This window comes from Rhizobium sp. SG2393, from assembly GCF_042610495.1.
Lineage (GTDB): Bacteria > Pseudomonadota > Alphaproteobacteria > Rhizobiales > Rhizobiaceae > RU20A.
The window spans coordinates 51,382-75,026 of the sequence record NZ_JBHGAP010000012.1 but is presented as its reverse complement, the minus strand read 5'-3'; the positions used below and the strand labels follow the sequence as shown (position 1 = coordinate 75,026).

The 23,645-nt window shown below is 63.9% G+C and carries 25 protein-coding genes; 9 read left to right on the top strand and 16 right to left on the bottom strand.

Translation table 11 applies throughout. The annotated features are described in order from the left end of the window. Positions 1-66: 66 nt before the first annotated feature. Positions 67-1,059, top strand: coding sequence for a sugar-binding transcriptional regulator (locus ACED18_RS19225; protein ID WP_377295244.1), 993 nt, complete (start codon positions 67-69; stop codon positions 1,057-1,059). A gap of 94 nt (positions 1,060-1,153) precedes the next feature. On the opposite strand, the gene ACED18_RS19220 is transcribed toward ACED18_RS19225, so the two are convergent. From ACED18_RS19220 to ACED18_RS19175, 10 genes are all read right to left on the bottom strand, one after another. Then, positions 1,154-2,410: an LVIVD repeat-containing protein gene (locus ACED18_RS19220; protein WP_377295243.1), complete on the bottom strand. Its 1,257-nt coding sequence runs from the start codon at positions 2,408-2,410 to the stop codon at positions 1,154-1,156. Positions 2,411-2,421: 11 nt separating this feature from the next. Continuing rightward, entirely contained in the window at positions 2,422-3,114 is a 693-nt protein-coding gene (locus tag ACED18_RS19215) for an MBL fold metallo-hydrolase (protein ID WP_377295242.1), read from the bottom strand. After that, on the bottom strand, positions 3,111-3,404 hold the full coding sequence (locus tag ACED18_RS19210; RefSeq protein WP_377295241.1) for a putative quinol monooxygenase: 294 nt from the start codon (positions 3,402-3,404) through the stop codon (positions 3,111-3,113). The genes ACED18_RS19215 and ACED18_RS19210 overlap by 4 nt, the downstream gene beginning before the upstream one ends. A 121-nt stretch (positions 3,405-3,525) precedes the next feature. After that, positions 3,526-4,077, bottom strand: a complete 552-nt coding sequence (locus ACED18_RS19205; protein WP_149740267.1) for a VOC family protein — start codon at positions 4,075-4,077, stop codon at positions 3,526-3,528. 26 nt (positions 4,078-4,103) lie between these two features. After that, entirely contained in the window at positions 4,104-5,669 is a 1,566-nt protein-coding gene (locus ACED18_RS19200) for an FGGY-family carbohydrate kinase (RefSeq protein ID WP_377295240.1), read from the bottom strand. An 85-nt stretch (positions 5,670-5,754) separates the two neighbouring features. Next, complete coding sequence (locus ACED18_RS19195) at positions 5,755-6,387, bottom strand: hypothetical protein (protein ID WP_377295239.1); 633 nt, start codon at positions 6,385-6,387, stop codon at positions 5,755-5,757. Continuing rightward, positions 6,374-7,468: an ABC transporter ATP-binding protein gene (locus tag ACED18_RS19190; protein WP_377295238.1), complete on the bottom strand. Its 1,095-nt coding sequence runs from the start codon at positions 7,466-7,468 to the stop codon at positions 6,374-6,376. The genes ACED18_RS19195 and ACED18_RS19190 overlap by 14 nt, the downstream gene beginning before the upstream one ends. 58 nt (positions 7,469-7,526) lie before the next feature. Continuing rightward, positions 7,527-8,405, bottom strand: coding sequence for a carbohydrate ABC transporter permease (locus tag ACED18_RS19185; RefSeq protein WP_377295237.1), 879 nt, complete (start codon positions 8,403-8,405; stop codon positions 7,527-7,529). Positions 8,406-8,411: 6 nt separating this feature from the next. Then, on the bottom strand, positions 8,412-9,410 hold the full coding sequence (locus ACED18_RS19180) for a carbohydrate ABC transporter permease (protein ID WP_377295236.1): 999 nt from the start codon (positions 9,408-9,410) through the stop codon (positions 8,412-8,414). A 114-nt stretch (positions 9,411-9,524) separates the two neighbouring features. Then, the gene (locus ACED18_RS19175) at positions 9,525-11,051 is read right to left on the bottom strand and encodes an extracellular solute-binding protein (protein WP_377295235.1); all 1,527 of its coding nucleotides are present in this window, start codon (positions 11,049-11,051) and stop codon (positions 9,525-9,527) included. 561 nt (positions 11,052-11,612) lie between these two features. Between ACED18_RS19175 and ACED18_RS19170 the strand changes: the two genes are divergently transcribed. The 7 genes from ACED18_RS19170 (at position 11,613) to ACED18_RS19140 (ending at position 18,087) form a co-directional block, all read left to right on the top strand. Next, positions 11,613-12,230 carry a helix-turn-helix domain-containing protein gene (locus tag ACED18_RS19170; protein WP_377295234.1) on the top strand — a complete coding sequence of 206 codons (618 nt, stop codon included), beginning with the start codon at positions 11,613-11,615 and terminating at the stop codon, positions 12,228-12,230. 44 nt (positions 12,231-12,274) lie between these two features. Beyond that, complete coding sequence (locus ACED18_RS19165; RefSeq protein ID WP_377295233.1) at positions 12,275-13,345, top strand: extracellular solute-binding protein; 1,071 nt, start codon at positions 12,275-12,277, stop codon at positions 13,343-13,345. A 72-nt stretch (positions 13,346-13,417) separates the two neighbouring features. Further along, the gene (locus tag ACED18_RS19160) at positions 13,418-14,314 is read left to right on the top strand and encodes an ABC transporter permease (RefSeq protein ID WP_377295284.1); all 897 of its coding nucleotides are present in this window, start codon (positions 13,418-13,420) and stop codon (positions 14,312-14,314) included. 3 nt (positions 14,315-14,317) lie between these two features. Next, positions 14,318-15,103: an ABC transporter permease gene (locus ACED18_RS19155; RefSeq protein ID WP_377295232.1), complete on the top strand. Its 786-nt coding sequence runs from the start codon at positions 14,318-14,320 to the stop codon at positions 15,101-15,103. 2 nt (positions 15,104-15,105) lie between these two features. After that, positions 15,106-16,221 carry an ABC transporter ATP-binding protein gene (locus ACED18_RS19150; protein ID WP_377295231.1) on the top strand — a complete coding sequence of 372 codons (1,116 nt, stop codon included), beginning with the start codon at positions 15,106-15,108 and terminating at the stop codon, positions 16,219-16,221. A 17-nt stretch (positions 16,222-16,238) separates the two neighbouring features. Then, entirely contained in the window at positions 16,239-17,624 is a 1,386-nt protein-coding gene (locus tag ACED18_RS19145) for an NAD(P)/FAD-dependent oxidoreductase (RefSeq protein WP_377295230.1), read from the top strand. 106 nt (positions 17,625-17,730) lie between these two features. After that, positions 17,731-18,087 carry a cupin domain-containing protein gene (locus tag ACED18_RS19140; protein ID WP_377295229.1) on the top strand — a complete coding sequence of 119 codons (357 nt, stop codon included), beginning with the start codon at positions 17,731-17,733 and terminating at the stop codon, positions 18,085-18,087. 77 nt (positions 18,088-18,164) lie between these two features. On the opposite strand, the gene pcaD is transcribed toward ACED18_RS19140, so the two are convergent. The 4 genes from pcaD to ACED18_RS19120 form a co-directional block, all read right to left on the bottom strand. Beyond that, positions 18,165-18,947: a 3-oxoadipate enol-lactonase gene (gene pcaD, locus ACED18_RS19135; protein ID WP_377295228.1), complete on the bottom strand. Its 783-nt coding sequence runs from the start codon at positions 18,945-18,947 to the stop codon at positions 18,165-18,167. Positions 18,948-19,120: 173 nt separating this feature from the next. Beyond that, the gene (gene catA, locus ACED18_RS19130; protein ID WP_377295227.1) at positions 19,121-20,059 is read right to left on the bottom strand and encodes a catechol 1,2-dioxygenase; all 939 of its coding nucleotides are present in this window, start codon (positions 20,057-20,059) and stop codon (positions 19,121-19,123) included. Between the two features lie 53 nt (positions 20,060-20,112). Then, on the bottom strand, positions 20,113-20,403 hold the full coding sequence (gene catC, locus ACED18_RS19125) for a muconolactone Delta-isomerase (RefSeq protein ID WP_377295226.1): 291 nt from the start codon (positions 20,401-20,403) through the stop codon (positions 20,113-20,115). 10 nt (positions 20,404-20,413) lie between these two features. Continuing rightward, positions 20,414-21,595, bottom strand: coding sequence for a muconate/chloromuconate family cycloisomerase (locus ACED18_RS19120; protein ID WP_377295225.1), 1,182 nt, complete (start codon positions 21,593-21,595; stop codon positions 20,414-20,416). 154 nt (positions 21,596-21,749) lie between these two features. Between ACED18_RS19120 and ACED18_RS19115 the strand changes: the two genes are divergently transcribed. Beyond that, on the top strand, positions 21,750-22,685 hold the full coding sequence (locus tag ACED18_RS19115; protein ID WP_377295224.1) for a LysR family transcriptional regulator: 936 nt from the start codon (positions 21,750-21,752) through the stop codon (positions 22,683-22,685). A 121-nt stretch (positions 22,686-22,806) separates the two neighbouring features. On the opposite strand, the gene ACED18_RS19110 is transcribed toward ACED18_RS19115, so the two are convergent. Next, positions 22,807-23,226 carry a type II toxin-antitoxin system VapC family toxin gene (locus ACED18_RS19110; RefSeq protein WP_377295223.1) on the bottom strand — a complete coding sequence of 140 codons (420 nt, stop codon included), beginning with the start codon at positions 23,224-23,226 and terminating at the stop codon, positions 22,807-22,809. Next, positions 23,223-23,477: a plasmid stabilization protein gene (locus ACED18_RS19105; RefSeq protein ID WP_377295222.1), complete on the bottom strand. Its 255-nt coding sequence runs from the start codon at positions 23,475-23,477 to the stop codon at positions 23,223-23,225. The genes ACED18_RS19110 and ACED18_RS19105 overlap by 4 nt, the downstream gene beginning before the upstream one ends. Positions 23,478-23,645 lie beyond the last annotated feature (168 nt).

The window sequence follows — 23,645 nt, the reverse complement described above, 5'->3', positions numbered from 1 at the left end:
GAAACCTATGTTGAGGCCGATACAATTGTCAAATAGAAATACATTTGTATCGATGGGGGATATGGAATGCAGGATAGCGAAGAGGCCCTGATGGTGCGCGCCGCGTGGTTCTACTACGTGGGAGGACTGAACCAGGAACAGACGGCAACACGGCTCGGGATCACCCGGGCGCGCGTCAACAAGATGCTGTCCGAAGCGCGCGACAGCGGATTGGTCAGCATTTCCATCGACCATCAACGGGTCGGCATGCTGCCCGTGGAAGACCGGTTGCGCGAGCGTTTCGGGCTCGATTTCTGCATCTCCACTCCGGCCTTCGGCTTCCGGGAAGCCGGCGATGTGGAGAGCGACGCGCAAAAGCAGATTGCTTTCCGCGCTGTCGGCGTCGCCGCCGCCAACCATTTGAAATCCCTTCTCTCGGACGGGCAGCCGATCACCATCGGAACCGGCTGGGGCCGGACGATCGAGCAGATGACGCTTCAGCTTGCCGGCGTGCGCGCGCCCCACGCGCGCTTCATTTCCGTCATGGGATCGCTGACGGCAAACAACGCCTACAATCCCTTCGAAGTCGTGCATGCTCTGGCGCGGCGCACGGGCGGCGAAGGCTTCTTCCTGCCGGTTCCCTTCATCGCGGATACGATCGAAGACAGGGCCGTCCTCCTGTCGCAGCGCTCGGTGGTCAAAGCCCTCGAGATCGCCCGGTCGGCTGCCGTTTGCTTCATCAGCGCAGGCGAGTTGACGGAAAGCTCGCTCCTGCGGCGCCAGGGCATGATCTCCCGTTCGGAACTGGACAGTCTTCGGGCATGCGGGGCGGTCGGCGACACCAACGGAATTTTCTTCGACAATGCAGGCAACCAGATCGACCACGATCTCAACCGGAGAACAATCGCGCTTGGCTTCGAGGACCTGATGAAAATTCCCGTGATCCTGCTGATTGCAGGGCAGGAGAAGGCCGCCGCCGCAAGAGGGCTGCTGAAAAGCGGTGTCGTCAACGGCCTGATTATTGACGGCGACGCCGCAGAGGCGCTCGTTGACCTCGACGACACCGCCAAGACCCGATGACGCCGGACCGCCAGCCGCCTGTGTCGATGGACAAGGCAACATCTTCCAGGTTCCTTCGATCACGGGATCACCGCGCCTTGCGCCACTCCGGGTCTCACGGGCCGGGCGTGTATTCGGCGATGCAGAGCCCGGCATTGAAGTCGGTGAAGTAGACAAGGCCATTGCGATCGACATGGACATCGGCGCTGTGCAGGACCGGTGCCCTGTTGGGTCGCGGATCGACCATGCGGCGCGGCGGGGGCGGAACGATCGCTCCCGCCTCGCGCGGGCGGAAGGGGTCTCTGATGTCGTAAGCCCTGACGCCGGCATTCTGGTAGGTGACGAAGATCAGCTCTTCGCTGATGAACGTCCCGGGGCGGTTTTCGTGGATGTTGTGAGGCCCGAAATGACCGCCGACGGCAAGATAGTCGGTCTCGTCGGGCGGCGGGCAGGTGGCAATGCTGATCGGGTTTCCCCTGACCGCATTGTTGAAGATCCAGACCGGCTTGAAGCCGTCTTCCTGGTGATCGAGCACGGTTTCATCGACAACGACCAGAAGATCGCGGCCGGGAAGGGGAAGCGCATTGTGCGTGCCGCCGCCGAAGGGGGGAGACCAGACCTTCCGCGCGATCAGCTTGGGATCGTGCCGGTCGGAGACATCAACGATGGCGAGGCAGGCATCGCGCCAGCTGCAATAGGCGATGTCGCCATGCACGATCGGGTGATGCAGGCCGAAACGGCCGTTCGGCAACGGCCAGTCCGGCGTCTCACCCGCAGCCGCATTCATGCCGGGCAGCCAGAAGCGTCCGGCCAGAAGGGGCTTTTCCGGGTTCTGCATGTCGATGGTGATCAGCATGTAGTCGGTGAAGCCGTCGAGCAGCGCGGACGCATAGGCCCAGCGCCCGCCGACATACCAGATCCGGTGCAGGCCGGCGCCTTCGACCGGCATGAAGCCGATCTGGCGCGGCTTGTCCGGCACGGAAATGTCGTAGACCGCCATGCCGGCGGACCAGTCGCGCCCGGAGAGCTCCGCCCTCGCGTGGCTGCTGACCGCACCCTTGTAGTAGGCCTTCTCGTCCGCCATCTCGGGCTGGGCGAACATGTCCTTGTTGTGGATCACGAGAAGCAGATCGTCATGGGTCTGCAGATGCAGCGTCCATGTATTCGGCGGCGCGGCAATGTACCCGGTCGGCCGTGGCCGTGTCGGGTCCCGCACATCGATGATGCTGAATCCCTTCGAAAAGATGTGGCCGACATAGGCGTAGCCGCGATGCACCATCAGCTGCACGCCGTCGGGCCGTCCTCCCTGATCGCTCCAGCCGATGAGGCGCATGTTGCGGGCATGGGTGGGGATCAGGGCAGGGTCGGTCATGGGGCTGTCTCTCAGCGCGACTGCTCGAGAACGAAGATATTCGGCGTCGCCCCGCGCGGCGGCAGCTGAGACGGATCGATCTCGACACTGGCGCCTGCAACGCGCGTGACGGTTTCGGCCGGCACACGCGCAAGGAAGCTTTCGACCGGCTCGATCTTCAGCCTGCCGCGAGGGCTGAAATAGTGCATGGGGATGACGGCGCGCGGTCCGATCTCGGCGATTGCCCTGTCGAGATCCGCCAGCGCGATGGTGGCATGATCGCCGGTCAGCGCCAGAAGCAGGTCCACCTTGCCCTTCAGGGCATCGAGATGGCCTTGCGGCACGGCAGTGCCGATATCGCCCATGTGCAGCACGTCGAGACCGCCGAGACGAAACAGGTAGAGCGCATTGGCGTCGGGATCGCGGCCATATTCTGTCTGGTAGTCGAAGGTCAGGCTCTCGGTGGCCGGGAAGGGCCGGACGGGAACGCCTTTCACGGTCTTGCCCTCGGGTGGCAAGGCGAGCGTGTTGATGACGACGGGATCGCCCCTGACATGGCTCGGGTCGGAGTGGAAGTCATCGGTATCCGAGCTCATCAGCACGATGTCGGCCGGTTCGTTTATCGGATCGAAGCCGGATTTTTCCGGCGAGAAGGGATCCGTGACGATAGCGATGCCATCGGCTTCGAGCCGGAAGCTCGCATGGGCGTAGAAGGTAATTTTCATGGCGCTTCGACCTTTTCACCAACAAAGAGTTCCCAGCTTTCGGCAAGCTCGGCCTGCCGGGCGGCGAAGGCTGTCAGATGCGGCGTCTGCATGTGCGCCTCCCAATGGGGCCGGCTCTCCCAGATCTCGAAGAACTTGAAGGTGCCGGGCTCCTCGGTCGAGCGGTGCATGTCGTAGATCACGCATCCGGCCTCGGCGCGGGTCGGGGCCAACAGGGCCTTCAGAGCGTCGAAAAGGGCCTGCTCGAGCCCCTGTTTCGCGCGAAGCGTCGCAATGACTGTCAATGGCATGATGCTGTCTCCTTGCCCCGATCTTCTGCGCACGGAACGGCAGCCACTCTCCGTTGGCCATGCGCGTGGCCGATCCTCCGCCATCAAGGCGGAGGAGGATTGTTGCGGATGACCGGAAAGATCAGACGGCCGTTTCGGCGACGTGGGCCGGATGGAAGAGCCGCATGCGGCCGGCAGCCTTGGCCTCATTGTCGAAGACGGTACCCTTCGGTGCGGAGACGACTTCGAGCTGCATGCCCCAGGGGGCCATGAAGTAGCACCAGGTCAGGCCGAGATTGGGCCCCTCCGTGTAGGAGGTTGGTTCGCCGAGCACCTTCACACCGTTGGCCTTCAGGAAGGCGATGGCCGCATCCATGTCGTCAACGTAGAAGGCAAGGTGATGGCCGCCGATGTCGCTGTTCTTCGGTGGCGTCTTGGCCTGGTCCGGCGCCTCGTACTGGAAGATCTCGAGGTTGGTGCCGTTGCCGAGGCGGACGTAACGGAACTCCTTGATCACGCAGCTCGGATCGACGTTGAGGTGATCGTACATCCAGGTGCCGTCGGCGCGGAAATCCTTTGCAGCCGTATAGAGAACCGTCGCGCCGAGGATCTTTTCGAAGAAGTCGCAGGCCTCGTCAATGTCAGGCACGGTGAAGCCGATGTGCTCCATGCCGCGAATACCGGGGATTGGCATTGTCGTGTCTCCTCTCTCACACGTGATTATTGATATTTCTGCGAGAATTCGCTGAGCGCGGCATACTGGCGGGACTTGGCGATGGCCTCGTAGATGCCGCGGTAGATGGCATGCTGCTCGCCGTAGAGCGTTCGCAGTCCGGTGTTCGGCTCGAAGGTGCTTTCCACCTGCACCATGGCGCCGACCGCCTCGTTGATGCTCGAAAATGCGCCGGACCCGTAGGCGCCCAGAATGGCGGCGCCGAGTGCGGTGCATTCCCGCTCTTTCGTGACGGTGCTCTGCACGCCGATCACGTCGGTCATGATCTGCGCGAAGCCGTTCGACTTCGTGCCGCCGCCGGTGAGGCGGAAGTCGGTGATCCCGCCCTCGACGTCGGACTGGAAGGCGTCGAACACCATCTTCATTTCGTGGGCGCAGCCTTCCAGCAGCGCGCGGATCAGGTCATGGCGCTCGTGATAAAGGCCGAGGCCGAGGAAGCCGCCGCGCGCGACGGCGTCGTAATAGGGTGTCACCTGGCTCGCCATGAAGGAGTGGAACATCGCCCCGTTCGCCCCGGGCTTGGAGCGCGCCGCCTGCTCGACCATGATCGAATAGGGGCTGGTCCCGCGCTGTGAGCTCTCGTCCAGCTCGTTGCGGCCGAGCTTGTCGCGCCACCAGCGCAGGCTGGCGCCGAGCGAGAACGCACCGCCCTCGATGTCCCAGGCGCCGGGAACGCCGTGACCGCCCCACCACAACTTGCGGCCCTTGATCTTGCTGACATCATCAAGGTGGGCGACCATGACGCCGGAGGTGCCGACCGTGAATTCGGCCATGCCCTGCTTGATCACGCCGGCGCCGATCGCCGCGCATTGCTGGTCACCCGCCCCCCGGCAAAGGATCATGCCCTCCGGAAGTCCGGTGGCCTCCGCCGCCGCGCGCGACAGACGACCGACACGGGTCGCCGGCGTCGATACCGGGGGCAGGCGATCCCGGCCGATGCCGCACACGTCGAGGATCCGGTCGCTCCAGTCGAGCTTCGACACGTCCATCATGCCGTTCAGGGTCAGCGAGGCCGGGTCGGTCGCCCAGTCGTCCGCCCCCATGCGGGCGAGGAAGAATTCCTGGCCATTGACGAACCAGCGTGTCTTTTCAAAGAGCTCCGGCCGGTTCTCGCGCAGCCAGATGATCTTTGCCGCGGCCCAGAGGGGGCTGATCGCCATGCCCGTATGGTCCTGATGCTCGTCGGCACCGAAGACGGCGCTGATCGCCTCCACGCTCTTCAGCGCGCGACCGCAGTTCCAGACGAGCGAGTTCATCAGCGGCACGCGGTTGGCGTCCACGATGCCGAAGGTGCCGCGCTGGCTGGAAAGGCCGACCGAATGGTACGCCTCCCTGGGCAGGTCTGCCTTGGCAACGGCCTGGCGCGTGGCTGCGCAAATGCCGTTCCACACCTCGTCCAGATCCTGCTCGATCCAGCCGGGTTGCGGTGACGAGCAGGTATATTCCTGGTAGCCCTGCCCGACGGCATTGCCCTTTTCATCGAAGATGATGACCATGCAACCGGTCGTTCCGGCGTCAATGCCGACGAATACCCTCTTTGCCGCAGACGACATGATTTTCTTGCTCCTCCCTGGCGGTTTCCGGCCTCCCGCCGTGAACCGCATGTCACTGTTTTCGCGGTGCCCGGCAGCTGCCGGGCTAATGCATGTCGATGCCCGCCAGCCATTCCGTCAGCAGGCGCAGAAATTCCTTCCGCCGCGCGGTGGTGTCTTGATCCAGATGCGAAAGCAGGCGCTCCTTCTCGCCCAGCACGTCCTCCTCCTCAGAACGTACGGTGACCTTCGGGATCGCCTGCGCCGTGTCGCCATCGCCCCACCAGTCCCGGTCGACGGTAAAGCCGAAGCGCACGAGTGCCGGCGGAAAGGTGGCGTCGAGGTGACGCACCGAACCCGACTTCGGATCGTCGAGACGCACCCGGCAGTGCATGTCGATCACGCCACCGTCGCGGATCATGGTCTGAAGCGCCGGGCTCATGCTGTCATGCACCGGCAGCCCCGAGGCGAAATCCCCTTCCACGATCTCCACCACCGCCGTTTCGCCAATGGCGCGCAGCACGTCGCGCAGAACCATGTGCTTGGCCGTGCAGGCGCCCTCCTTGTTGCGCAGTGCCGTCAGCGGCCGCCGGTCGGCAACCGACCGGTAGGGGAAGGCCTGCACCGCGCGGTAGGCCTGGACGACGCCGAGGGTACCGCGTGCGGGCACGTGGCAATCGACGAAATCCCGGATTGCCGCGCGGTACGCGGCCTCGTCTGCTGTTTCAGAAGTAGGCATGGCCATCCTTGGCATCGAAGACGTGCCACTTGCTGCGATTGACGGTGACGTAGCAGGTCTCTCCCGGCTTGCCGGGAAAGTCCGGCGTCGTCTTGACCCGGATGCGGCAGTCGTCGAGCGAGACATCGACCAGCATGTCGCCGCCCAGCAGTTCGTTGACGAAGATCTGGCCGCGAATGGCCTTGTCCTCCGGCTTTTCCATGCTGATGGAAAGCGCATCGGGCCGCACGCCCATGCGCGCCGCACCACCCTTCGACGAACCGTTGAGCTGCGTGATCTGGTTCGAAAGAAGCGGAATGTCGAAATTGGCGTGCCGCAGGCTGACGTCGGAGCCGGCCGCGACGATGTCGCAGGTCAGGAAGTTCATCGCGGGTTCGCCGACGAAGCCGGCAACCCAGGCATTGACCGGATTGTTGAAGATCTCCGACGGTGTGCCCCACTGCTGCAGCTCGCCATCATGCATGACGGCGATGTAGTCGGCCATCGAAAGAGCTTCCAGCTGGTCATGGGTCACGTAGATCATCGTGGTGCCCAGGGTGCGCTGGAGATGCTTGATTTCACCGCGCATATGCGCCCTGAGCTTGGCGTCGAGGTGCGCGATCGGCTCGTCGAAGAGGAACAGCTTCGGTTCGCGCACGATGGCGCGGCCGATGGCGACGCGTTGCTTCTGGCCGCCCGACAGCTCGTGCGGCCGGCGTTCCAGGAGATGGGCGATCTCCAGGAGCTTGGCAGCGCCGTTGACCCGCTCGCGGATCGTGGCATCCGTCGCGCCACGCAGGCGCAGCGGGTTTGCGATGTTCTCGTAAACCGACTTGTGCGGATAGAGCGCATAGTTTTCGAACACCATCGCGACGTCGCGATCCTTCGGCGCGAGATCGTTGATGCGCAGGTCGTCGAAGTGGATGTCGCCTGCACTGATGTGCTCGAGGCCGGCGATCATGCGCATGGTGGAGGACTTGCCGCAGCCCGACGGACCGAGAATGGAGACGAAGCTGCCGTCGGGGCAGGTGATGTTCAGGTTCTTCACCGCCGGCACGTCGCCGTAATACTTCCAGACGTTGCGGATATTCACAGAAGCCATTTCAGTTCTCCCGATGGATGTGGCACGCCCGCCCTCCCGCGGCCGGCGGCCGACATTTTCATTCCTTGACGGCGCCCATGGTGAGGCCGGTGACGAGGTATTTGCGGATGACGAGACCGAGCGCCATCATGGGAAGCGTCGTGATCACGCCCGCGGCCATGATCGCGCCCCACTGGATGTTCTGCGGCTGCACCAGTTCGCGCGTGGCGACGGGCAGGGTCTTGGCACCGCCCGAGCCGATGATGGCGGCAAAGAGGAAGTCGTTCCATGCAAACAGGATGCAGAGCACGATGAAGGCGCCGATGCCCGGTGCGACCAGCGGCAGGATCGAGCGGAAGGCCTGGAAGCGCGTCGCGCCGTCCACCATCTGCGCCTCTTCGATGGCGTATGGCACGTTGTCGAAGAAGCCTTTGAGGATCCAGATGGCGAAGGGCAGGTTGAAGGTGGTGTAGGCGAGGATCAGGCCGGGCAGGGTGCCGACCAGCTCCAGCGACCGGAAGATGGAATAGAGCGGCACCATGACGGCAACGACGGGCGCCATGCGGGTCGAGATGATCCAGAAGAACAGGTCTGACTTGCCCCGGAAATCGACCCGCGACAGCGAGTAGGCGGCAAGCGAGCCGAAGATCACCGAGATGACGGCCGAACCGCCGGCCGCGATCAGGCTGTTCATGGTGTAGGTGCCGAAGGCATTGTCCTCGAAGAGACTGCGATAATGCTTCAGCGTCGGGGTGAAGTCGAAGAACACCCCGATGCCGGACCAGTCGCCGACCGCCGGCAGCTTGAAGGCTGCCAAGAGATCCTTGAACGAGGAGACGAACATGATGAAGAAGGGCAGCAGCGTCCAGACAAGGTAGAGTGCCAGAAAGACGACCGAGAGGATGCGGATGAGCTTCGTCAGGGGCGTTTCGTAGGTGACGACGTCGCGAGATGCCATGATCGTTCAGCTCCTGCCGGCTTTGGGGTTTTCGAAGACGCGGACAAGGATCTTGCCCAGGATGATGGTGACGAGCAGCAGGGTGAGCGCGATTGCGGCTCCGCGGCCGAGCTTGAAGAACTTGAAGGCCACCTCGAAGAGATAGACAGGCAGGATCTTCGTTGCGCTGCCCGGACCGCCGCCGGTCAGCACCAGCAGGCTGTCGATGAAGCGGAAATTGTCCATGAAGCGCAGCAGAACGGCGATCAGCAACACCGGATAGAGGTTCGGCAGCGTGATCGAGAAGAAGTTGCGCATCGGCGAGGCGCCATCCACCATGTTGGCTTCCAGCTGGTCGCGCGGCACGCGCTTCAGCCCGGCAAGGGCGATGAGCGTGATCAGTGGCGTCCACTGCCAGACGTCAACGATGATGACGGCGAGCAGGGCGGTATCGGCCCTGGCGAGGATCGAGGCACTGTCGAGAATGCCGACGCTCTGCATCAGCCAGTGATACCAGCCGAAGGTGCCGTTGTAGAGGAACAGCCAGAGCAGGCCGGCGACCGCAGGCGCCATCATCATCGGCATCAGGAGCGCGGTCACCAGGAAGCGTTCGTAGCGCGAGTTGTTGACCACGACGGCCAGGAGCACGCCGATCGACAGCTGCAGCGTCAGGCAGATCACGCTGTATTTCAAAAGCAGCGTCCAGCCGTTGAGGAACCGCGAGTCGCTGAAAAGGCGGATGTAATTGTCGAGCCCGACCCATTCGCCGCCGCCGATATCGACATCCTGCAGCGACAGGAAGATCAGCCAGAAGAACGGGTAGAGAGAAATGAAGGCGAGAACCGCGATCGCGGGTGCCATCAGGTAGAAATAATAGCGTTTCGGCGGGGGCGGGTTGAAGGTCCGCGGTTTCTCCAGCACTTCTGTGCGCGGTCTGGCTTCGACCTCGATGGAGTGGGAGCGCGCCCGGAAAAGCTTTGCCGCGACATCCGGCAACGCAGGGGATTTCTGAGTCAGATCGGTCATGAAAACGCTCTCGCCGGCGCCGTTTCGCACTTCACGCGCGAAAGGGTGCTGTTCGGGGTGGATGGGCCAGCGGCCGCGCGTGGCGACCGCCGGCTCAGGTCACGGGTTTTGGGATCAGGCGCCGTTCAGCTCGTCGATCTGCGACTTCAGCGACTCCGCCGTCTCGGCCGGCGACATTTCACCGGTCAGCATCCTCTGGGTCTCGGAGGCAACAAGCGAGTGATACTCGTTGGCTTCCGGGATTTTCGGACCGAGCACGAAGTTGGGGTCCTGGATACCGATGCCATAGGCAACGTCGAAGGTGAGCGCGTTCGGCATCTTGCTCGGACGCTTCTTGGCCTCGACGACCTCGGGCATTTCCAGCACCGACTTGCGGGTCGGCGTACCGCCGAGACCCTTGAGAACGTCGAACTGCAGCTGCTTGGAGGTGGACCAGATCGCGAAGAGATAGGCCGCGCGCTGCAGCTGCTCGGAGGCGTTCTTGTTGATGCCGATGCCGCCGATGCCGCAGTTCGTGCCGTTGACAGCCTGGCCCCCATTCTTGATCCAGCTCGCCTCGCCCTTCGGGCAATAGGCATAGGCCGTCTTCCCGCCCGCCGCGCGCGAGGTCTTCTCGTCTTCCACGGAAGCCGCGAACTCGTGATACTGCACCTGCATGGCGATGTTGCCCGACTGGTAGACCGTATTCAGTTCCAGCGTGCCGTTGGCAAGGTTGTCGGGGTGGGAGACGTCTGCCAGCGCCTTGAACTGCTCCAGCATGAAGATGGACTGCTCGTCGCCCCAGTTGGTCTTTCCGGGCGTCTTGCTGCCGAGCTTGTCGTCGATGCTGAAATCGGTCCAGCGGCCGTGCGAGAACATCAGGCGCTGAATGTCGAGCTGTGTCGTCCAGGCAAAGGAACCCTGGTGCTGCGCATAGCCGTAGGGAACATCGGCGCCGCCGTCCTTCAGCTTCTTGAAGAAGGTCGCGATTTCAAGCACGTGCTTCCAGGTCGTCTCGGGCGTGAACTCCAGGCGCCGACCATATTCCGCTTCGAATTCCTTGGTGTGCTTTTCGAACACGTCCTGGCGGTAGAACGTGACCGGGATGGCAGCGTCGTAGGGCAGCGCGATGACCTTTTCGGCACTGTAGAAGCGGCCGCAGGCATTCAGGAAGTTCTCGACCCAGGATCCGTCGCCATAGCCTTCGGGATCCTGCGGCAGCGTTTCGTCGCCGAACATGGGCGTCATGTCGGCATAGAAATCGGCAAAGGGCGAGCCGATCGGCTTGTCCTGCACATAGTTGAGAACATAGTCGGACTTGCCGGCGCGAAGGTCGATGCCGACCTTCTGCTGAACGACGGGAAGATCGTCCGTCAGAACTTCGACCTCGATGCCCGTGAGATCGTAGAAGGCCTTGATATTGTCGCGGATGGCGAAAGACGGCGGCGTGTTTTCCGACAGGAAGGTCAGCTTGGACCCTGCGAACTGCTTCCACTTCGCGTCTTCAGACGAGGCCGCCTGAACACGTGTCGCCATGATCGTGGAATTCATGCCGACGGCAAGCGATCCAACCCCAAGGGCGGCCGCACCATAGCCGCCCAGTTCCAGGAACCGACGGCGGCTGACAGTCTTGTACAACGCATTCTTTGGCTTGTGAAACATAGGGTCTCCTCCCAGTGGCTGACTTGCAGCCTCAACTTCCACGATCCGAGGGCCGTCTCCTCTACGTCCCCAGGATCGATCGCCATTAAGCAACGATCAAAAACCTAATATCGAAGATGCGTCTTGTAAATTATTTTCTACATTTTTTTTCGTATTATTGATGGCGCAGAGGCTACAAGATGTCCAAATTTAAACTCATAAGAATCATATAGATAGAACGTCACATTTTGATAATTCCCCTTTTTTCTGCAAAAAAATTTTTCGAAATCAGCATATTTCGCACTTGCACACGGGCCTCCGATGTCTGGATTGCGGAAACGTCAGCATTAGGAAAATAATTTTCAGATTTCCGCCACGGCTCCTCGCCGATCTTCGCAACCTTTGGATCGGGCCGGCGCGGCGGCGGACGGGAGCGTTCCGGCGTGACCCGGAAACCGCCATCGCCGCGCGACCCCTTTGCGCACCACATGCACGGCAACCCGCAGAAAAAGTGCCGCTCCCGCATTTCGCGATTGCCAAGCCCATCGTCACTTAATATGTTGTTAAGTGAGAGGGCGGCGGATGGACGGTGTCGGCGTTGCAGCCAAGGATCAGGTGGGGATCGGCGAGAAGATCAAGGCTTTTCGCACGGCACGGCGCATGTCGCTGCGCACCCTGGGTGACCTTACCGGAACGACCGCGAGCTTCCTCAGCCAGCTCGAGCGGGGCTTGAGCGGGGTCAATACCAGCACGCTGATGCGCATTGCCGGCGCACTCGGCGTCAGCCTGACGGATCTTTTCGAGGACACGGCGCCGCCGATCGGGCGTGTCCTGCGCAAGGCCGAACGTCCCGCCCTGCCACCGGCGGAGGGCTATCGCAAGATGCTGCTGTCGCGGCGCCCCATCCGCGACATGGAAGTCTATATCGGCGAGTTCGATCCGAATGGCTCGACGGGCGACGAGCCCTACAGCCACGGGGACTCGCAGGAACTGTTCCTCGTTCTGCGCGGCGAGGTGGAGCTGACGCTGGGCGAGGAACGACACCGTCTCTCGGCCGGCGACAGCATCGAATATTCGAGTTCGGTTCCGCACAAGACCGTCAATATCGGCACGGAAACCGCTGAAGTCCTCTGGATGATCGCGCCGCCCACCAGCGTTGCCGATGATCTCGACAAATACCTGCCCCGGCCCGGCTCGTAGCCCCGGCAGGAACAACGGAAGCGAGCGCTACTGGGAGTATCACAATGAAGAAATTTGCGAGGGCTTTTGCCCTGACGATGACGTGTGCCCTGGCGTTGCCGGCCTTTGCTCAGGACAAGCCGGTGGCAGGCGCCGTGAAGGAAGGCTCGCTGAAGGGCAAGACGCTGACCTTCGTTTCCTATGGCGGCATCTATCAGGATGGCCAGGTGGCGGCGCTGAAGGACTTTGTCGAGAAATCCGGCGTGACACTGCTGAACGACGGGCCGACGGAAACGGCGAAGATCAAGGCGCAGGTGGATTCCGGCAATGTCACCTGGGACGTCGTCGATACCTCCGACCTGCCGCCCTACGTGCATTGCGGCACGCTGTTCCAGAAGCTCGACTTCTCCAAGCTTGACGTGTCCAAGATCCCGCAAGGTCAGGTCGGCGAGTGCTCCGTGCCGGCGATGAACTACGGCGTCGTGCTGATGTACAAGAACGACACCTATAAGGACAATCCGCCGAAGAGCTGGGCCGATTTCTTCGACACCGAGAAGTTCCCGGGCACGCGCGCCATCGACGGCTCAGGCGACCCCACGGGCGGCCTGATCGAGCAGGCCTTCAAGGCGGCGGGCGGCGACCCGAAGGCGATGACGCCTGACGATATCGAAAAGGGTATCCAGAAGCTGCGCGACCTCGGCCCCGACACGATCTACTGGAAGACCGGCGCGGAGAGCCAGCAGCTCGCCGAATCCGGCGAGGCCGACATGATCATGATGTGGACCGGCCGCGCCATGGCCGCCACCAAGAACGGTGCGGCCTACACGCCGGTCTGGCAGGACTGGCTGGTGGTAATGGACCAGCTGACCATCCCGGTCGGCGTCAAGGATCCCGATGCAGCCTATGCGCTGATCAACGCCTATCTCGGCGCCGATGCCCAGGCGATCATGACGGAGAAGACCTCCTACACGCCGATCAACACGGATGCGAAGCCGAAGGTGGATGAGGCCACGGCCGCCTTCCTCACCTCGACGCCCGAGCGCAACGCGCAGGGCTACCAGCAGAACATCGCCTTCTGGGTCAAGAACTTCGATCTCGCCGCCGAAAAGTGGAACGCCCTTCTGTCAGGCAACTGATCGCCCTGCCTCAGGCGGGTCCGGCCACCGGCCGGGCCCGCGGTTCGAAACGGGAGAGCGACCGTGACCGCGATGCACGATGATGACCCGATGGCCGAGACACCTGGAAGCACTACCGGAAAGCCGGGCCTCCTGTCGCGGCTGAGACCGCGGGACGCCGTATGGCTTGCCGCGCCGGCCGTGCTGGTGCTCGTCGCGATCCTCGCCTATCCGCTCGCCATCGTCGTGTGGCGCTCCTTCAGCGATCCGGCCATCGGCATCGACAATTACGTCTGGTTCTTCCAGTCGGCCGTCAACCGCACGGTCCTGCTGCGCACCTTCACCGTCGCCGCCTGGGTCACGCTCGCCTGCCTCGTCTGCGCCTATCCCTACGCCTATGCCATGACGATCGTCGGGCGAAACCTGCGGCTCATCCTGATCCTCTGCGTGCTCGTGCCCTTCTGGCTGAGCGGCGTGGTGCGCACGCTCGCCTGGGTGATCCTGCTGCAGGATTCCGGCGTCATCAATTCCATCCTGCGCAGCATCGGCCTGCCGCCGGTCAAGCTGATCCGCACGCTGCCGGGCGTCGTCATCGGCATGACGCAGGTACTGCTGCCCTTCATGATCCTGCCCATCTATTCCGTGATGAAGGGCATCGACCTGCGCCTCCTGCAGGCGGCGCGCAGCCTCGGCGCAAAGCCGTGGAAAGCGTTCCTGCAAATCTACGTGCCGCTCTCGCTGCCCGGCGTCTATGCGGGCGCCATCATCGTCTTCATCCTGTCGCTCGGCTTCTACATCACGCCGGCGCTCCTGGGCGGCCCGCGCAGCATCCTGCTGTCATCGCTGGTGCAGAACCAGGTGCTGAGCCTGCTCAACTGGGGCAGGGGCGGGGCCATGGGCGTGGTGCTGCTGGTCGCGACCTTCCTGCTTCTCGCCATCGCCGCCCCGCTGATGCGCCAGAAGCACAGCGCCGCGCGGCGGGAGGCCTGAGCCATGGCGTCCTTTTCCCGCATCCTGCTCGGCCTCTTCTGCCTGCTCGTCGCGATCCTGCTGCTCGCGCCGACGCTGGTGGTCATTCCGATGTCGTTCAACGAGAACAAGTCGCTCGCCTTCCCGCCGGTCGGCTTCAGCTGGCAGTGGTACGGGAATTTCTTCAGCAATCCCGACTGGACGACGAGCTTCGTCAACTCGCTGATCGTCGCGACGATCGTTGCCGTGCTCGCGACCGTGCTCGGCACGCTGGCCGCCTTCGGCGTCAGCCGCGCTGCAGCCCGCACGGGCGGGCTTCTGCGGGCGCTGCTCATCACGCCGATGGTGGTGCCGGGCGTGGTTCTGGCAATCGGCATCTACGCCGTCTATCTCGATGCGCATCTGGTCGGCACCGTCACGGGCTTCGTGCTGGCCCACACCATGCTCGCCATTCCCTTCGTGCTGATCGCGGTGCAGGCGAGCCTCGAAGTCTTCGACCGCCGGCTGGAAACGGCCGCCGCCAGCCTCGGGGCCGGCCGGCTGACGGTGTTCCGCACCGTGACCCTGCCGCTCATCCTGCCCGGCCTGCTCTCCGGCGCGCTCTTTGCCTTCATCACCTCCTTTGACGAGGTGATCGTCGCTCTCTTCATCACCAGTCCCTATCTCAAGACGCTGCCGGTGCAGATCTATGCCTCCATCACCCGCGACGCCGACCCGACGGTGGCTGCGGTCGGCACGCTGCTCTTCCTCGCCACGTCCCTCATCATCATTGCCGGCCTGCTTTTCGGCATGCGCCGCGGAAGGACCTGACCATGCATGACCCGAAGGCCGCGACCGGCGCCGCCATCGATATCCGCAAGGCCTGCAAGCGCTACGGCCGCTTCACGGCACTGAACGAGATCGACCTCCATATCCGCCCCGGCGAATTCATGACGCTGCTCGGTCCCTCCGGCTCCGGCAAGACGACGACGCTGAACCTGATCGCCGGCTTTACCGACATCACCTCCGGCACGCTGGAGATCGGCGGCAAAAGCGTCACCGGCCTGCCCTCCCACAAGCGCAACATCGGCGTCGTCTTCCAGCACTATGCCCTGTTCCCGCACATGACGGTCGGCAGGAACGTCGCCTATCCGCTCACCCTTCGCGGTCTCAAGGGCGAGGAGCGCGACCGGCGCGTCAAGCGGGCCCTCGACATGGTGAAGATGGCCGATTTTGCCCATCGCTATCCGAGCGAGCTTTCCGGCGGCCAGCAGCAGCGCGTGGCGCTCGCCCGCGCGCTGGTCTTCGATCCGCCGTTGCTTCTCATGGACGAGCCGCTCGGCGCGCTCGACAAGAAGCTGCGCGAATGGCTGCAACTGGAAATCAAGCGCATCCACCGCGAACTCGGCACCACCTTCGTCTATGTGACGCACGACCAGGAAGAAGCGCTGGTGCTGTCCGACCGCATCGCCGTCTTCAATGGCGGGCGCATCGAGCAGATCGGCACGGGACGGGAGCTTTACGACCGGCCCGCCACGCTCTTCGTCGGCCGCTTCATCGGCGAATCCACCGTGCTGCGCGGCAAGGCGGAGGTCTCCGGCGATCACACCCGCATGAGCATCGGCGGACAGACCGTCATCGCCAACGCCCGCCTTGAGGGCGGTGCGCGGCCCGTCATGCTTGTGAGGCCCGAGCGCGCGGTGCTGAAGCGTCCGGGCGCCGAGATGCTGGCTGGCGAAAACCGGCTGGCGGGCACGGTGAGCGAAGCGATCTATCTGGGGTCCGGCTCGAAATACGAAGTACGGCTGGCGGACGGAACGACCGCCATCGTGCGCAGCCCGCTCGGCGCGGCCGACTTTGCCATCGGTGACGCCGCCGACGTCGCCTTCGCGCCCGACGACATTATTCTCCTGCCTGATGATGCCAGCGCCGACGTGACGCTGACGTGAAACCGAAAGCAATGACCATGGACATCAAGACGAACGGGAACATCTCCTTCTGGTACGCCGATATCGGCGGCCTTCCGGCCAGGCGTTCGCCCTTGCCCGGCGACCGGACGGCGGACGTGTGCATCATCGGCGCGGGCTATACGGGCCTTTGGACCGCCTATTATCTCAAGAAGGCCAATCCGGCCCTCGACATCGCCATCGTCGAGCGCGAGTTCGCGGGCTTCGGCGCCTCGGGCCGCAATGGCGGGTGGCTCTCCGGCGGCTTCGGCTGGTCGCGGGAAAAATACCTGAAGACCTCGACGCGCGGCGCGGTGGTCGACATGCAGCGCGCCATGGCCGGCACGGTGGACGAGGTGATCCGCGTCGCCGCGGCCGAGGGGATCGACGCCGATATCCGCCGCGCCGACAATATCACGGTCGCGACCAACCAGCCGCAGCTCGACCGGGCGCGGGAGGAATACAAGTTCTACCTCGACTGGGAAATGCCGGCGGAGCGCATCGCCATGCTTTCGGCAGAAGAGGCCGCAAAACGCATCCGCATCGCCAATCTGAAGGGCGCCTTCGTGATCCGCGACATGGCACGCGTGCAGCCGGCAAAGCTGGTGCGCGGTCTGGCCCGGGTGGTGGAGGGCCTTGGCGTCGCCATCTATGAAGGCACCTCCGTCACATCCTTCGAAAAGGGCAGCGTCACGACCGACCGCGGCGTGGTGAAGGCACCCGTCATCATCCGCGCCACGGAAGGCTTCACCGCCGGCCTGCCGGGCCATGAACGCACCTGGCTGCCGCTCAACAGCGCGCAGATCGTCACCGAGCCCGTGCCCGACGCCCTCTGGAAGGAGATCGGCTGGGAAGGCCACGAGCTTCTCGGCGATGCCGCCCATACCTATTGTTATGCGCAGCGCACCCGCGAGGGCCGCATCACCATGGGCGGGCGCGGCGTTCCCTATCGCTTCGGCTCGGCCACCGACGTCAACGGCAAGACGCAGCAGGCGACCATCGACGCTCTGCACCGCATGCTGACGCGTCTTCTGCCGCAGACGAAATCGCTCAAGATCGATCATGCCTGGTGCGGCGTGCTCGGCGTGCCGCGCGACTGGTGCACGACGGCGGGCTTCGACCGGGCAACGGGCATCGGCTGGGCCGGTGGCTATGTCGGCCTCGGCGTCTCCTCCTCCAACCTTGCGGGGCGCACGCTTGCCGATCTCGTGCTTGGCCGGAAGACGGAACTCACCGGCCTGCCCTGGGTCAACCGCACGGTGCGCAAATGGGAACCCGAACCCTTCCGCTGGCTCGGCGTGCATTCCATGTACCAGCTCTACCGCATCGCCGACGACCGCGAATTCGCCGGCCTGCCGCGCACCTCGAAGCTGGCGGCGCTCGCAGACGGGATCACCGGCCACTGAGCCGCCCCGGCGGCGGCAGGAATGCCGCCGAAACACGCCCATTTCCTCTTGCTCCGGCCTTGCGACCATCACGCATCGGCCGGGCGTGCCCTACAGGATGAAGACCATGTTTCATGTGGACACTTTCGGCGATCTTCTCGCCCTCGATCTCGGCGCCTTCGCCCCAAAGCCCACCTGCATCGCGGGTGACCAACAGGAAGCAGCCGTCGCGCTCTTCACGAGCGCGGACGGCAAGACGGAGATTGGCGTCTGGGAATGCACCCCCGGCCGCTTCACCGCCGACCGCACGGCGGCGGCCGAAATCTGCCACCTGCTCTCCGGCCGCGTCACGCTGCATGACGGCGATGGCACGGCGCGCACGATCGGTGCGGGGGAAATGTTCGTGCTGCCGCTCGGCTGGCGGGGCGAATGGACGATCCACGAACAGACCCGCAAGATCTACACCATGGTCAGCGGCGGCTGACGGCCCGCAGGGTCAAGACCCGCCGTCCCTTGTCCAGCATTCGCATCCGGCTGCTCACCCGAACCCCTTCTCGTCTTTCAGGCGACGAGAAAGTCGATCAGGGCGGCATTGAACGGGTCTGGCGACTCGACGTTGACGATGTGCCGCCCGGGCAGCGACAGGTGGCGACCATGCTGGACGGAGGCTGCGATCAGGTCGAGATCGCTTGCCACGCAGACGAGATCTTCCTTGCCGGAAATGGCGAGAACCGGCTGCTGAATGCGGCCGAGATCGGGACGGAGGTCCGCGTCGCGCAAGGCCGCGCAGCAGCCGATATATCCATCGACGGAGGTCTGCGCGAAGGTCGTCATGAACTGACGGACGGTTTCGGGAGCATCCGACCGGAGATGCGCCGTGAACCACCGCTCCGCCGTGCCCGCCATCAGCGGGGAGAGGCCACCGGATAAAACCGCGTCGATCCGGTCCTGCCAGGATGCCGGACTGCCGATCCTGGCCGCCGTGGCGCAGAAGACGAAGGCGTCGAAGCGATGACCTGCGGTGATGGCGAGCCATTGCCCGACCAGGCCGCCGATGGAAAGCCCGCAGAAGCGGGCCCGTCCGATCGCCAGATGATCCATCAGGGCGAGGACATCGTCTGCAAGCTCCGCCAGCGTGAAAGGAGGCGGCGGCGCCGAGGACAGGCCGTGCCCGCGACGATCGTAGCGCAGGATCCGGAAGTGCCTGCCCAGCGCCTCGACCTGACCATCCCACATGCGGAGATCGGTTCCGAGCGAGTTGCAGAAGACGAGCCACGGCCTGCCGTCATCGGCGCCGTCGAGGCGATAGTGCAGGCTGTGCTGCTCGAGCTGGAGAAAGGGCATGGGCTTTTCCTGGATGCGAAGGCCCTGAGCGCGGGCCTTCAGACGGCTGACACAGTCCTTCTCGCCGCTGCCGGCCCCGGTTTGTCTCCGATCCCCTCCTTTGACCCCGAGACGTTCCGTGACCCGGGTCCTTGAGAAGGTAGGCGGCCCGGTCTTGCCGGACCGCCCATGGATCAGGCGGCAGCGCGCGGGCGCAGGGCATTCACCTGGTTGTCGACACCATCGACAAGGGCCGTCAGCTTGATGTCGAAGACGATCTCCGCGAAGGGACCGGTCAGGCCGTGCGCCTGGATGCTGGCCTCGTCGGTCCGCTCGATGACGTCGGGCACCAGACCGTCGCGGGTCGCATAGGCGAAATCATCGTTGATCAGCGGATCGCCGGCGATGTTGATCTGGGTCGTAAGCTTGCGATGACCATCGGCACTGACGAAGAAGTGGATATGGGCGGGACGCTGGCCGTGACGGCCGAGCGCCGACAGGAGCTTCTCGGTCGGGCTGCCCGGGGGAACGCCATAGCCGTTCGGCACGATGCTGCGGAACGTGTAACGGCCATCCGCGTCCGTGATGATCGTGCGGCGCATGTTGAAGGGGGCCTGCTTGCCCGTCGGATCGAAATGCGAATAGAAGCCGCGCGTGTCGCAATGCCAGACCTCGACCTTCGCACCGGCGCTCGGCGTGCCGTCGGCGCCGTAGACGGTGCCATGCATTATCAGCGTGTGGCCGTTTTCATCGGTGCCGTCATCAAGGCGGGCAAAGCCCTGACATTCCGGAGCGCCGGCCACGTAGAGCGGCCCCTCGATCGTGCGGGGCGTCTCGTTACGGATGCCGAGCGCATCGTCAATGGCATCCAGACGCTCGTCGAGGAAATGGTCGAGGCCGAGGCCGGGTGAAATCAGTCCGGCCTGACCGGAGGCGCCGATCTCGTTGACCCAGGCGATCGCCGTCCAGTACTCGTCGGGCGTCACGTCGAGGTCGTCGATGGTCTTGAAGAGATCCGAAACGATCCGGTGGACGATTTGCTTGACGCGCGGATTGCCATCCTTCTGCTCGAAGCCGCTCAGGACCTTGAGAAAATCCTGGATATCGGGGCGGTTGAAGATCTTTACGGTCATGTCATGTCCTCCTCACATGGGTGATATCGAGCCGGAAGTCTCCGGCACTGTCGTCAGCGATCGTCGTCACGCACGGCCGAGGGATGGCGCAGCAGCGGCATCACCTCGATGTCCATGAACTTGAAAAGGGGCAGGCCGGAGAGCAGCACATGCAGCTCGTCATTATCGGCCACGTCGAAGATGCTGACGTTGGCGTAGTGGCCGGCGATCCGCCAGATGTGCCGCCACTTGCCCTCGGCCTGCAGCGCCTGCGAATAGGCCTTCTCCCGCTGCAGGATCTCAGCAGCCTGTTCGGCGGGCAGGTCATGCGGGAGACGGACGGTCATCCTGACGTGAAACAGCATGGGCTCTTCCTCAATCCTGCGGGCCGGTCATCTGGCGCGATCCCGCGCGGGTAAACCGCGCAAGCTTGTCCGCGTCCAGCGTGATGCCGAGACCCGGACCTATCGGCACGGCCAGCGAAAAATTTCCATAGTCGAGCGGCGTCTCCAGGATCTCCTCGGTCAAAAGCAGCGGCCCGAAAAGCTCGGTTCCCCACTGCAGCTCGGAGAATGTCGAAAAGACATGGGCGGAAATGACACTGCCGATCGCGCCTTCCAGCATCGTCCCGCCATAGAGCTCGACGCCGGCCGCATCCGCAATCGCCGCCACGCGCTGGGCGTTGAACGGTCCTCCGCTCTGCTCGACCTTCACGGCAAAGACGTCCGCGCCACCGACCCGCGCGATCTCGAAGGCGCTTTCCGGCCCGCTCAGGGACTCGTCCGCCATGATGGCGATCGGGAAGCGGCGAACGAGGCGGCCGAGCGCGGCAGCGGACCTGACCGGCTGTTCCACCAGCTCGCAGCCCGCATCGGCAAGGGCTGCGATGCCAAGGCCGGCCTCGGTTTCGCTCCAGGCCATGTTGACATCGACACGAACAGCCCCGCGATCCCCGAGCGCGCGCTTGATCGCGGCAACATGGGCGACATCCTCGCGCACCGGGCGCAGGCCGATCTTCAGCTTGAAAATCGAATGGCGGCGGAGCGCCAGCATCTGCTCGGCCTCGTCGATATCGCGTGCCGTGTCGCCGGAAGCCAGTGTCCAGGCAACCGGGAGGCGATCGCGCCGCCGCCCGCCGATCAGTTCGCTGACCGGCAGGCCGACCCGCTTGCCCTGGGCGTCGAGGAGGGCGGTCTCCACCGCGCTCTTGGCGAAGCGGTTGTCCTTCACCATCCTGCCGAGCCGCGCCATCAGGGACTGTACGCGCGTCGCATCCTGCCCAAGCAGGACGGGTGCAAAGTAACGGTCGATCGAAAGCTTCATGCCCTCCGGGCTTTCGCCGCCATAGGCGAGCCCGCCGATCGTCGTGCCTTCCCCGATGCCGATGATCCCGTCGCTGCAATGGATGCGGACCAGCATCAGCGTCTGCCCGGTCATCGTCGCGACCGCGAGCTTGTGCGGTCGGATCGTCGGGAGATCGACCAGCATCGTCTCGATGCGCTCGACGGTCGCGGTGGCGGCAAGCGCCTCAAGGGGAGGGTGGATGGTCGCGTTCATGACAGGGATCATGGAGCCGAAGGCACGTCCCGTCCAAGACCGTTTGGGTGTCTCATGATACCTTCAAGGTATGATGCCTGTCTTGCCTGCTGGATTTCGGAGGCGAAACGGCGCATTCTGGCGGGATCATACCAGGAGAGGACAGGCGAGGGTCATGGATCTCAGACAGCTTCGCTACTTTGTCGCCGTGGCGCGGGAGCGCAATTTCACGCGTGCGGCCGATCTGCTGCACATCGCACAGCCGCCCTTGAGCCGGCAGATCCAGTTGCTGGAGGCGGAACTGGGCGTCGAACTCGTCATCCGCTCCAGTCGCCCGCTTCGCCTGACGGAGGCCGGTCGTGTCTTCTACGAGCAGTCCCTGCAGATCCTCGGGCGCGTCGAGCAGATGAAGGAGGCAACCCGCCGTGTGGGCCTCAACCAGAACAGCGTGATGTCGATCGGCTTTGTCGCATCCACGCTCTATGGCGGGCTGCCGGCGCTCGTCCGCAAACTCCGGCATCAGGCACCGCAGCTCGATATCCAGCTTCTGGAGATGATGTCCGTCCACCAGCTTCCCGCCCTGAAGGAAGGGCGGATCGATATGGGCTTCGGCCGATTGCGGCACAGCGATCCCGCGATCGTCAGCACGGTCCTGCGTGAAGAGCGGCTCGCCGTCGCCATTCCCGAAGGATCTCCCCTCGCCGCGACGGGCGATCCGCTTTCTCCGGAGGAACTGACAGGAGAAAAGCTGATCGTCTACCCGCGCGCGCCACGGCCGAGCTTTGCCGACCAGATCTTGAACATTCTCCTCGACCGCGACGTCCGGCCGGCCGACATACAGGAAGTCAGCGAGATCCAGACGGCGCTCGGCCTTGTGGCGGCGGAAGCCGGGCTCTGCATTGTGCCATCATCCGCGCGAAAGCTTAGATCCGACCTGCACTACCGCCTTCTCTCAGGCGACAGGGCAACCTCTCCGATCGTTCTCAGCCACCGGGCGGGCGATGCCTCGCCCCATGTCGAGCTGGTCAAGCGGCTGCTGCAGGAACTCTATCGGGAAAATCCACCCTGGCTGGGACCGGAGCACAATGTGACGGTCTCGCAATCGCTCTAGGCCTGGATGGCCCTGCATCCGCTGCGATGCAGACTGGAGCGCCTCCCCGTCGCGTCACCGGCGTGCCGGTTGGCGGGAGACGGACGGATGGCCGGGCCCACCTCGTTGACATGCGCGGCGGTCAGCCGGACCAGGGATTGATCACCCTCAGCGCGGCCGCCTCGAAGGGGCCTGTGTCGCGCGTTGCGATCGCCAGGCCGTTCGCTGCCGCCGTGGCCGCGATATAGCCATCCGCCACGCCAATCGCTTTCCCGGACATGCGGCCACGCGCCATCAGTTCGGAATAGGATCGGGAAGACGCCAGATCGAAGGGCAGGATGCGCCCGGAAAAATGGGGCAGCACCTCGTCTTCAAGGCGCTCGCGAAGGATGGTCTGCCGCTTGCCGGCAGGCATGGCAGCAATGCCGAAGCGAAGCTCCGCGATCGTTATCGTCGAAAGGAAAAGCGTCTCGATCGCCTGCGCGTCGAGCCAGGCGATGACCACCGCGTCGGGAACCGGTCTCCACGGCTCGGAGATGACATTGGTATCCAGCAGGATCATTCGAAGGTCAGCGGCTCCGCGGGTGTCCTGTCGCGACCCTGCTGCAAGGCGTCGACATCGCTGTCGGACAGGTCGGCCTCGCGGCCAATAGCGGTCAACAGGGAGCCGAGCCGGATACGCTGCGCAGGGCGAACGGCGGCCTCCAGAATGTCCCGGATCTCGGCTTCGGTGCTTCGGCCATGGTGAGCCGCCCGCACCCGCAAAGCACGATGCGTTTCCTCTGAAAGATTTCGAATGGTCACCGCCGGCACTGACATCACCTCACGCGAAATGACTACACTGATATCAACCTAAGAAAACCGATATCAAATTGCAAGACGCTCATGGGCGCGGAAAAACACCTGTCCCGGCCGTCCTGTCAGACCGCCGACACGGCGGCAACGCTGCACCACCGCCGCTTGGGCCGAGGCAACCGCCTG

Coding starts and splice junctions, on each gene's coding strand:
- ACED18_RS19225 (WP_377295244.1), top strand. CDS start 67: ATGCAGGATAGCGAAGAGGCCCTGATGGTGCGCGCCGCGTGGTTCTAC.
- ACED18_RS19220 (WP_377295243.1), bottom strand. CDS start 2,410: ATGACCGACCCTGCCCTGATCCCCACCCATGCCCGCAACATGCGCCTC.
- ACED18_RS19215 (WP_377295242.1), bottom strand. CDS start 3,114: ATGAAAATTACCTTCTACGCCCATGCGAGCTTCCGGCTCGAAGCCGAT.
- ACED18_RS19210 (WP_377295241.1), bottom strand. CDS start 3,404: ATGCCATTGACAGTCATTGCGACGCTTCGCGCGAAACAGGGGCTCGAG.
- ACED18_RS19205 (WP_149740267.1), bottom strand. CDS start 4,077: ATGCCAATCCCCGGTATTCGCGGCATGGAGCACATCGGCTTCACCGTG.
- ACED18_RS19200 (WP_377295240.1), bottom strand. CDS start 5,669: ATGTCGTCTGCGGCAAAGAGGGTATTCGTCGGCATTGACGCCGGAACG.
- ACED18_RS19195 (WP_377295239.1), bottom strand. CDS start 6,387: ATGCCTACTTCTGAAACAGCAGACGAGGCCGCGTACCGCGCGGCAATC.
- ACED18_RS19190 (WP_377295238.1), bottom strand. CDS start 7,468: ATGGCTTCTGTGAATATCCGCAACGTCTGGAAGTATTACGGCGACGTG.
- ACED18_RS19185 (WP_377295237.1), bottom strand. CDS start 8,405: ATGGCATCTCGCGACGTCGTCACCTACGAAACGCCCCTGACGAAGCTC.
- ACED18_RS19180 (WP_377295236.1), bottom strand. CDS start 9,410: ATGACCGATCTGACTCAGAAATCCCCTGCGTTGCCGGATGTCGCGGCA.
- ACED18_RS19175 (WP_377295235.1), bottom strand. CDS start 11,051: ATGTTTCACAAGCCAAAGAATGCGTTGTACAAGACTGTCAGCCGCCGT.
- ACED18_RS19170 (WP_377295234.1), top strand. CDS start 11,613: ATGGACGGTGTCGGCGTTGCAGCCAAGGATCAGGTGGGGATCGGCGAG.
- ACED18_RS19165 (WP_377295233.1), top strand. CDS start 12,275: ATGAAGAAATTTGCGAGGGCTTTTGCCCTGACGATGACGTGTGCCCTG.
- ACED18_RS19160 (WP_377295284.1), top strand. CDS start 13,418: ATGCACGATGATGACCCGATGGCCGAGACACCTGGAAGCACTACCGGA.
- ACED18_RS19155 (WP_377295232.1), top strand. CDS start 14,318: ATGGCGTCCTTTTCCCGCATCCTGCTCGGCCTCTTCTGCCTGCTCGTC.
- ACED18_RS19150 (WP_377295231.1), top strand. CDS start 15,106: ATGCATGACCCGAAGGCCGCGACCGGCGCCGCCATCGATATCCGCAAG.
- ACED18_RS19145 (WP_377295230.1), top strand. CDS start 16,239: ATGGACATCAAGACGAACGGGAACATCTCCTTCTGGTACGCCGATATC.
- ACED18_RS19140 (WP_377295229.1), top strand. CDS start 17,731: ATGTTTCATGTGGACACTTTCGGCGATCTTCTCGCCCTCGATCTCGGC.
- pcaD (WP_377295228.1), bottom strand. CDS start 18,947: ATGCCCTTTCTCCAGCTCGAGCAGCACAGCCTGCACTATCGCCTCGAC.
- catA (WP_377295227.1), bottom strand. CDS start 20,059: ATGACCGTAAAGATCTTCAACCGCCCCGATATCCAGGATTTTCTCAAG.
- catC (WP_377295226.1), bottom strand. CDS start 20,403: ATGCTGTTTCACGTCAGGATGACCGTCCGTCTCCCGCATGACCTGCCC.
- ACED18_RS19120 (WP_377295225.1), bottom strand. CDS start 21,595: ATGAACGCGACCATCCACCCTCCCCTTGAGGCGCTTGCCGCCACCGCG.
- ACED18_RS19115 (WP_377295224.1), top strand. CDS start 21,750: ATGGATCTCAGACAGCTTCGCTACTTTGTCGCCGTGGCGCGGGAGCGC.
- ACED18_RS19110 (WP_377295223.1), bottom strand. CDS start 23,226: ATGATCCTGCTGGATACCAATGTCATCTCCGAGCCGTGGAGACCGGTT.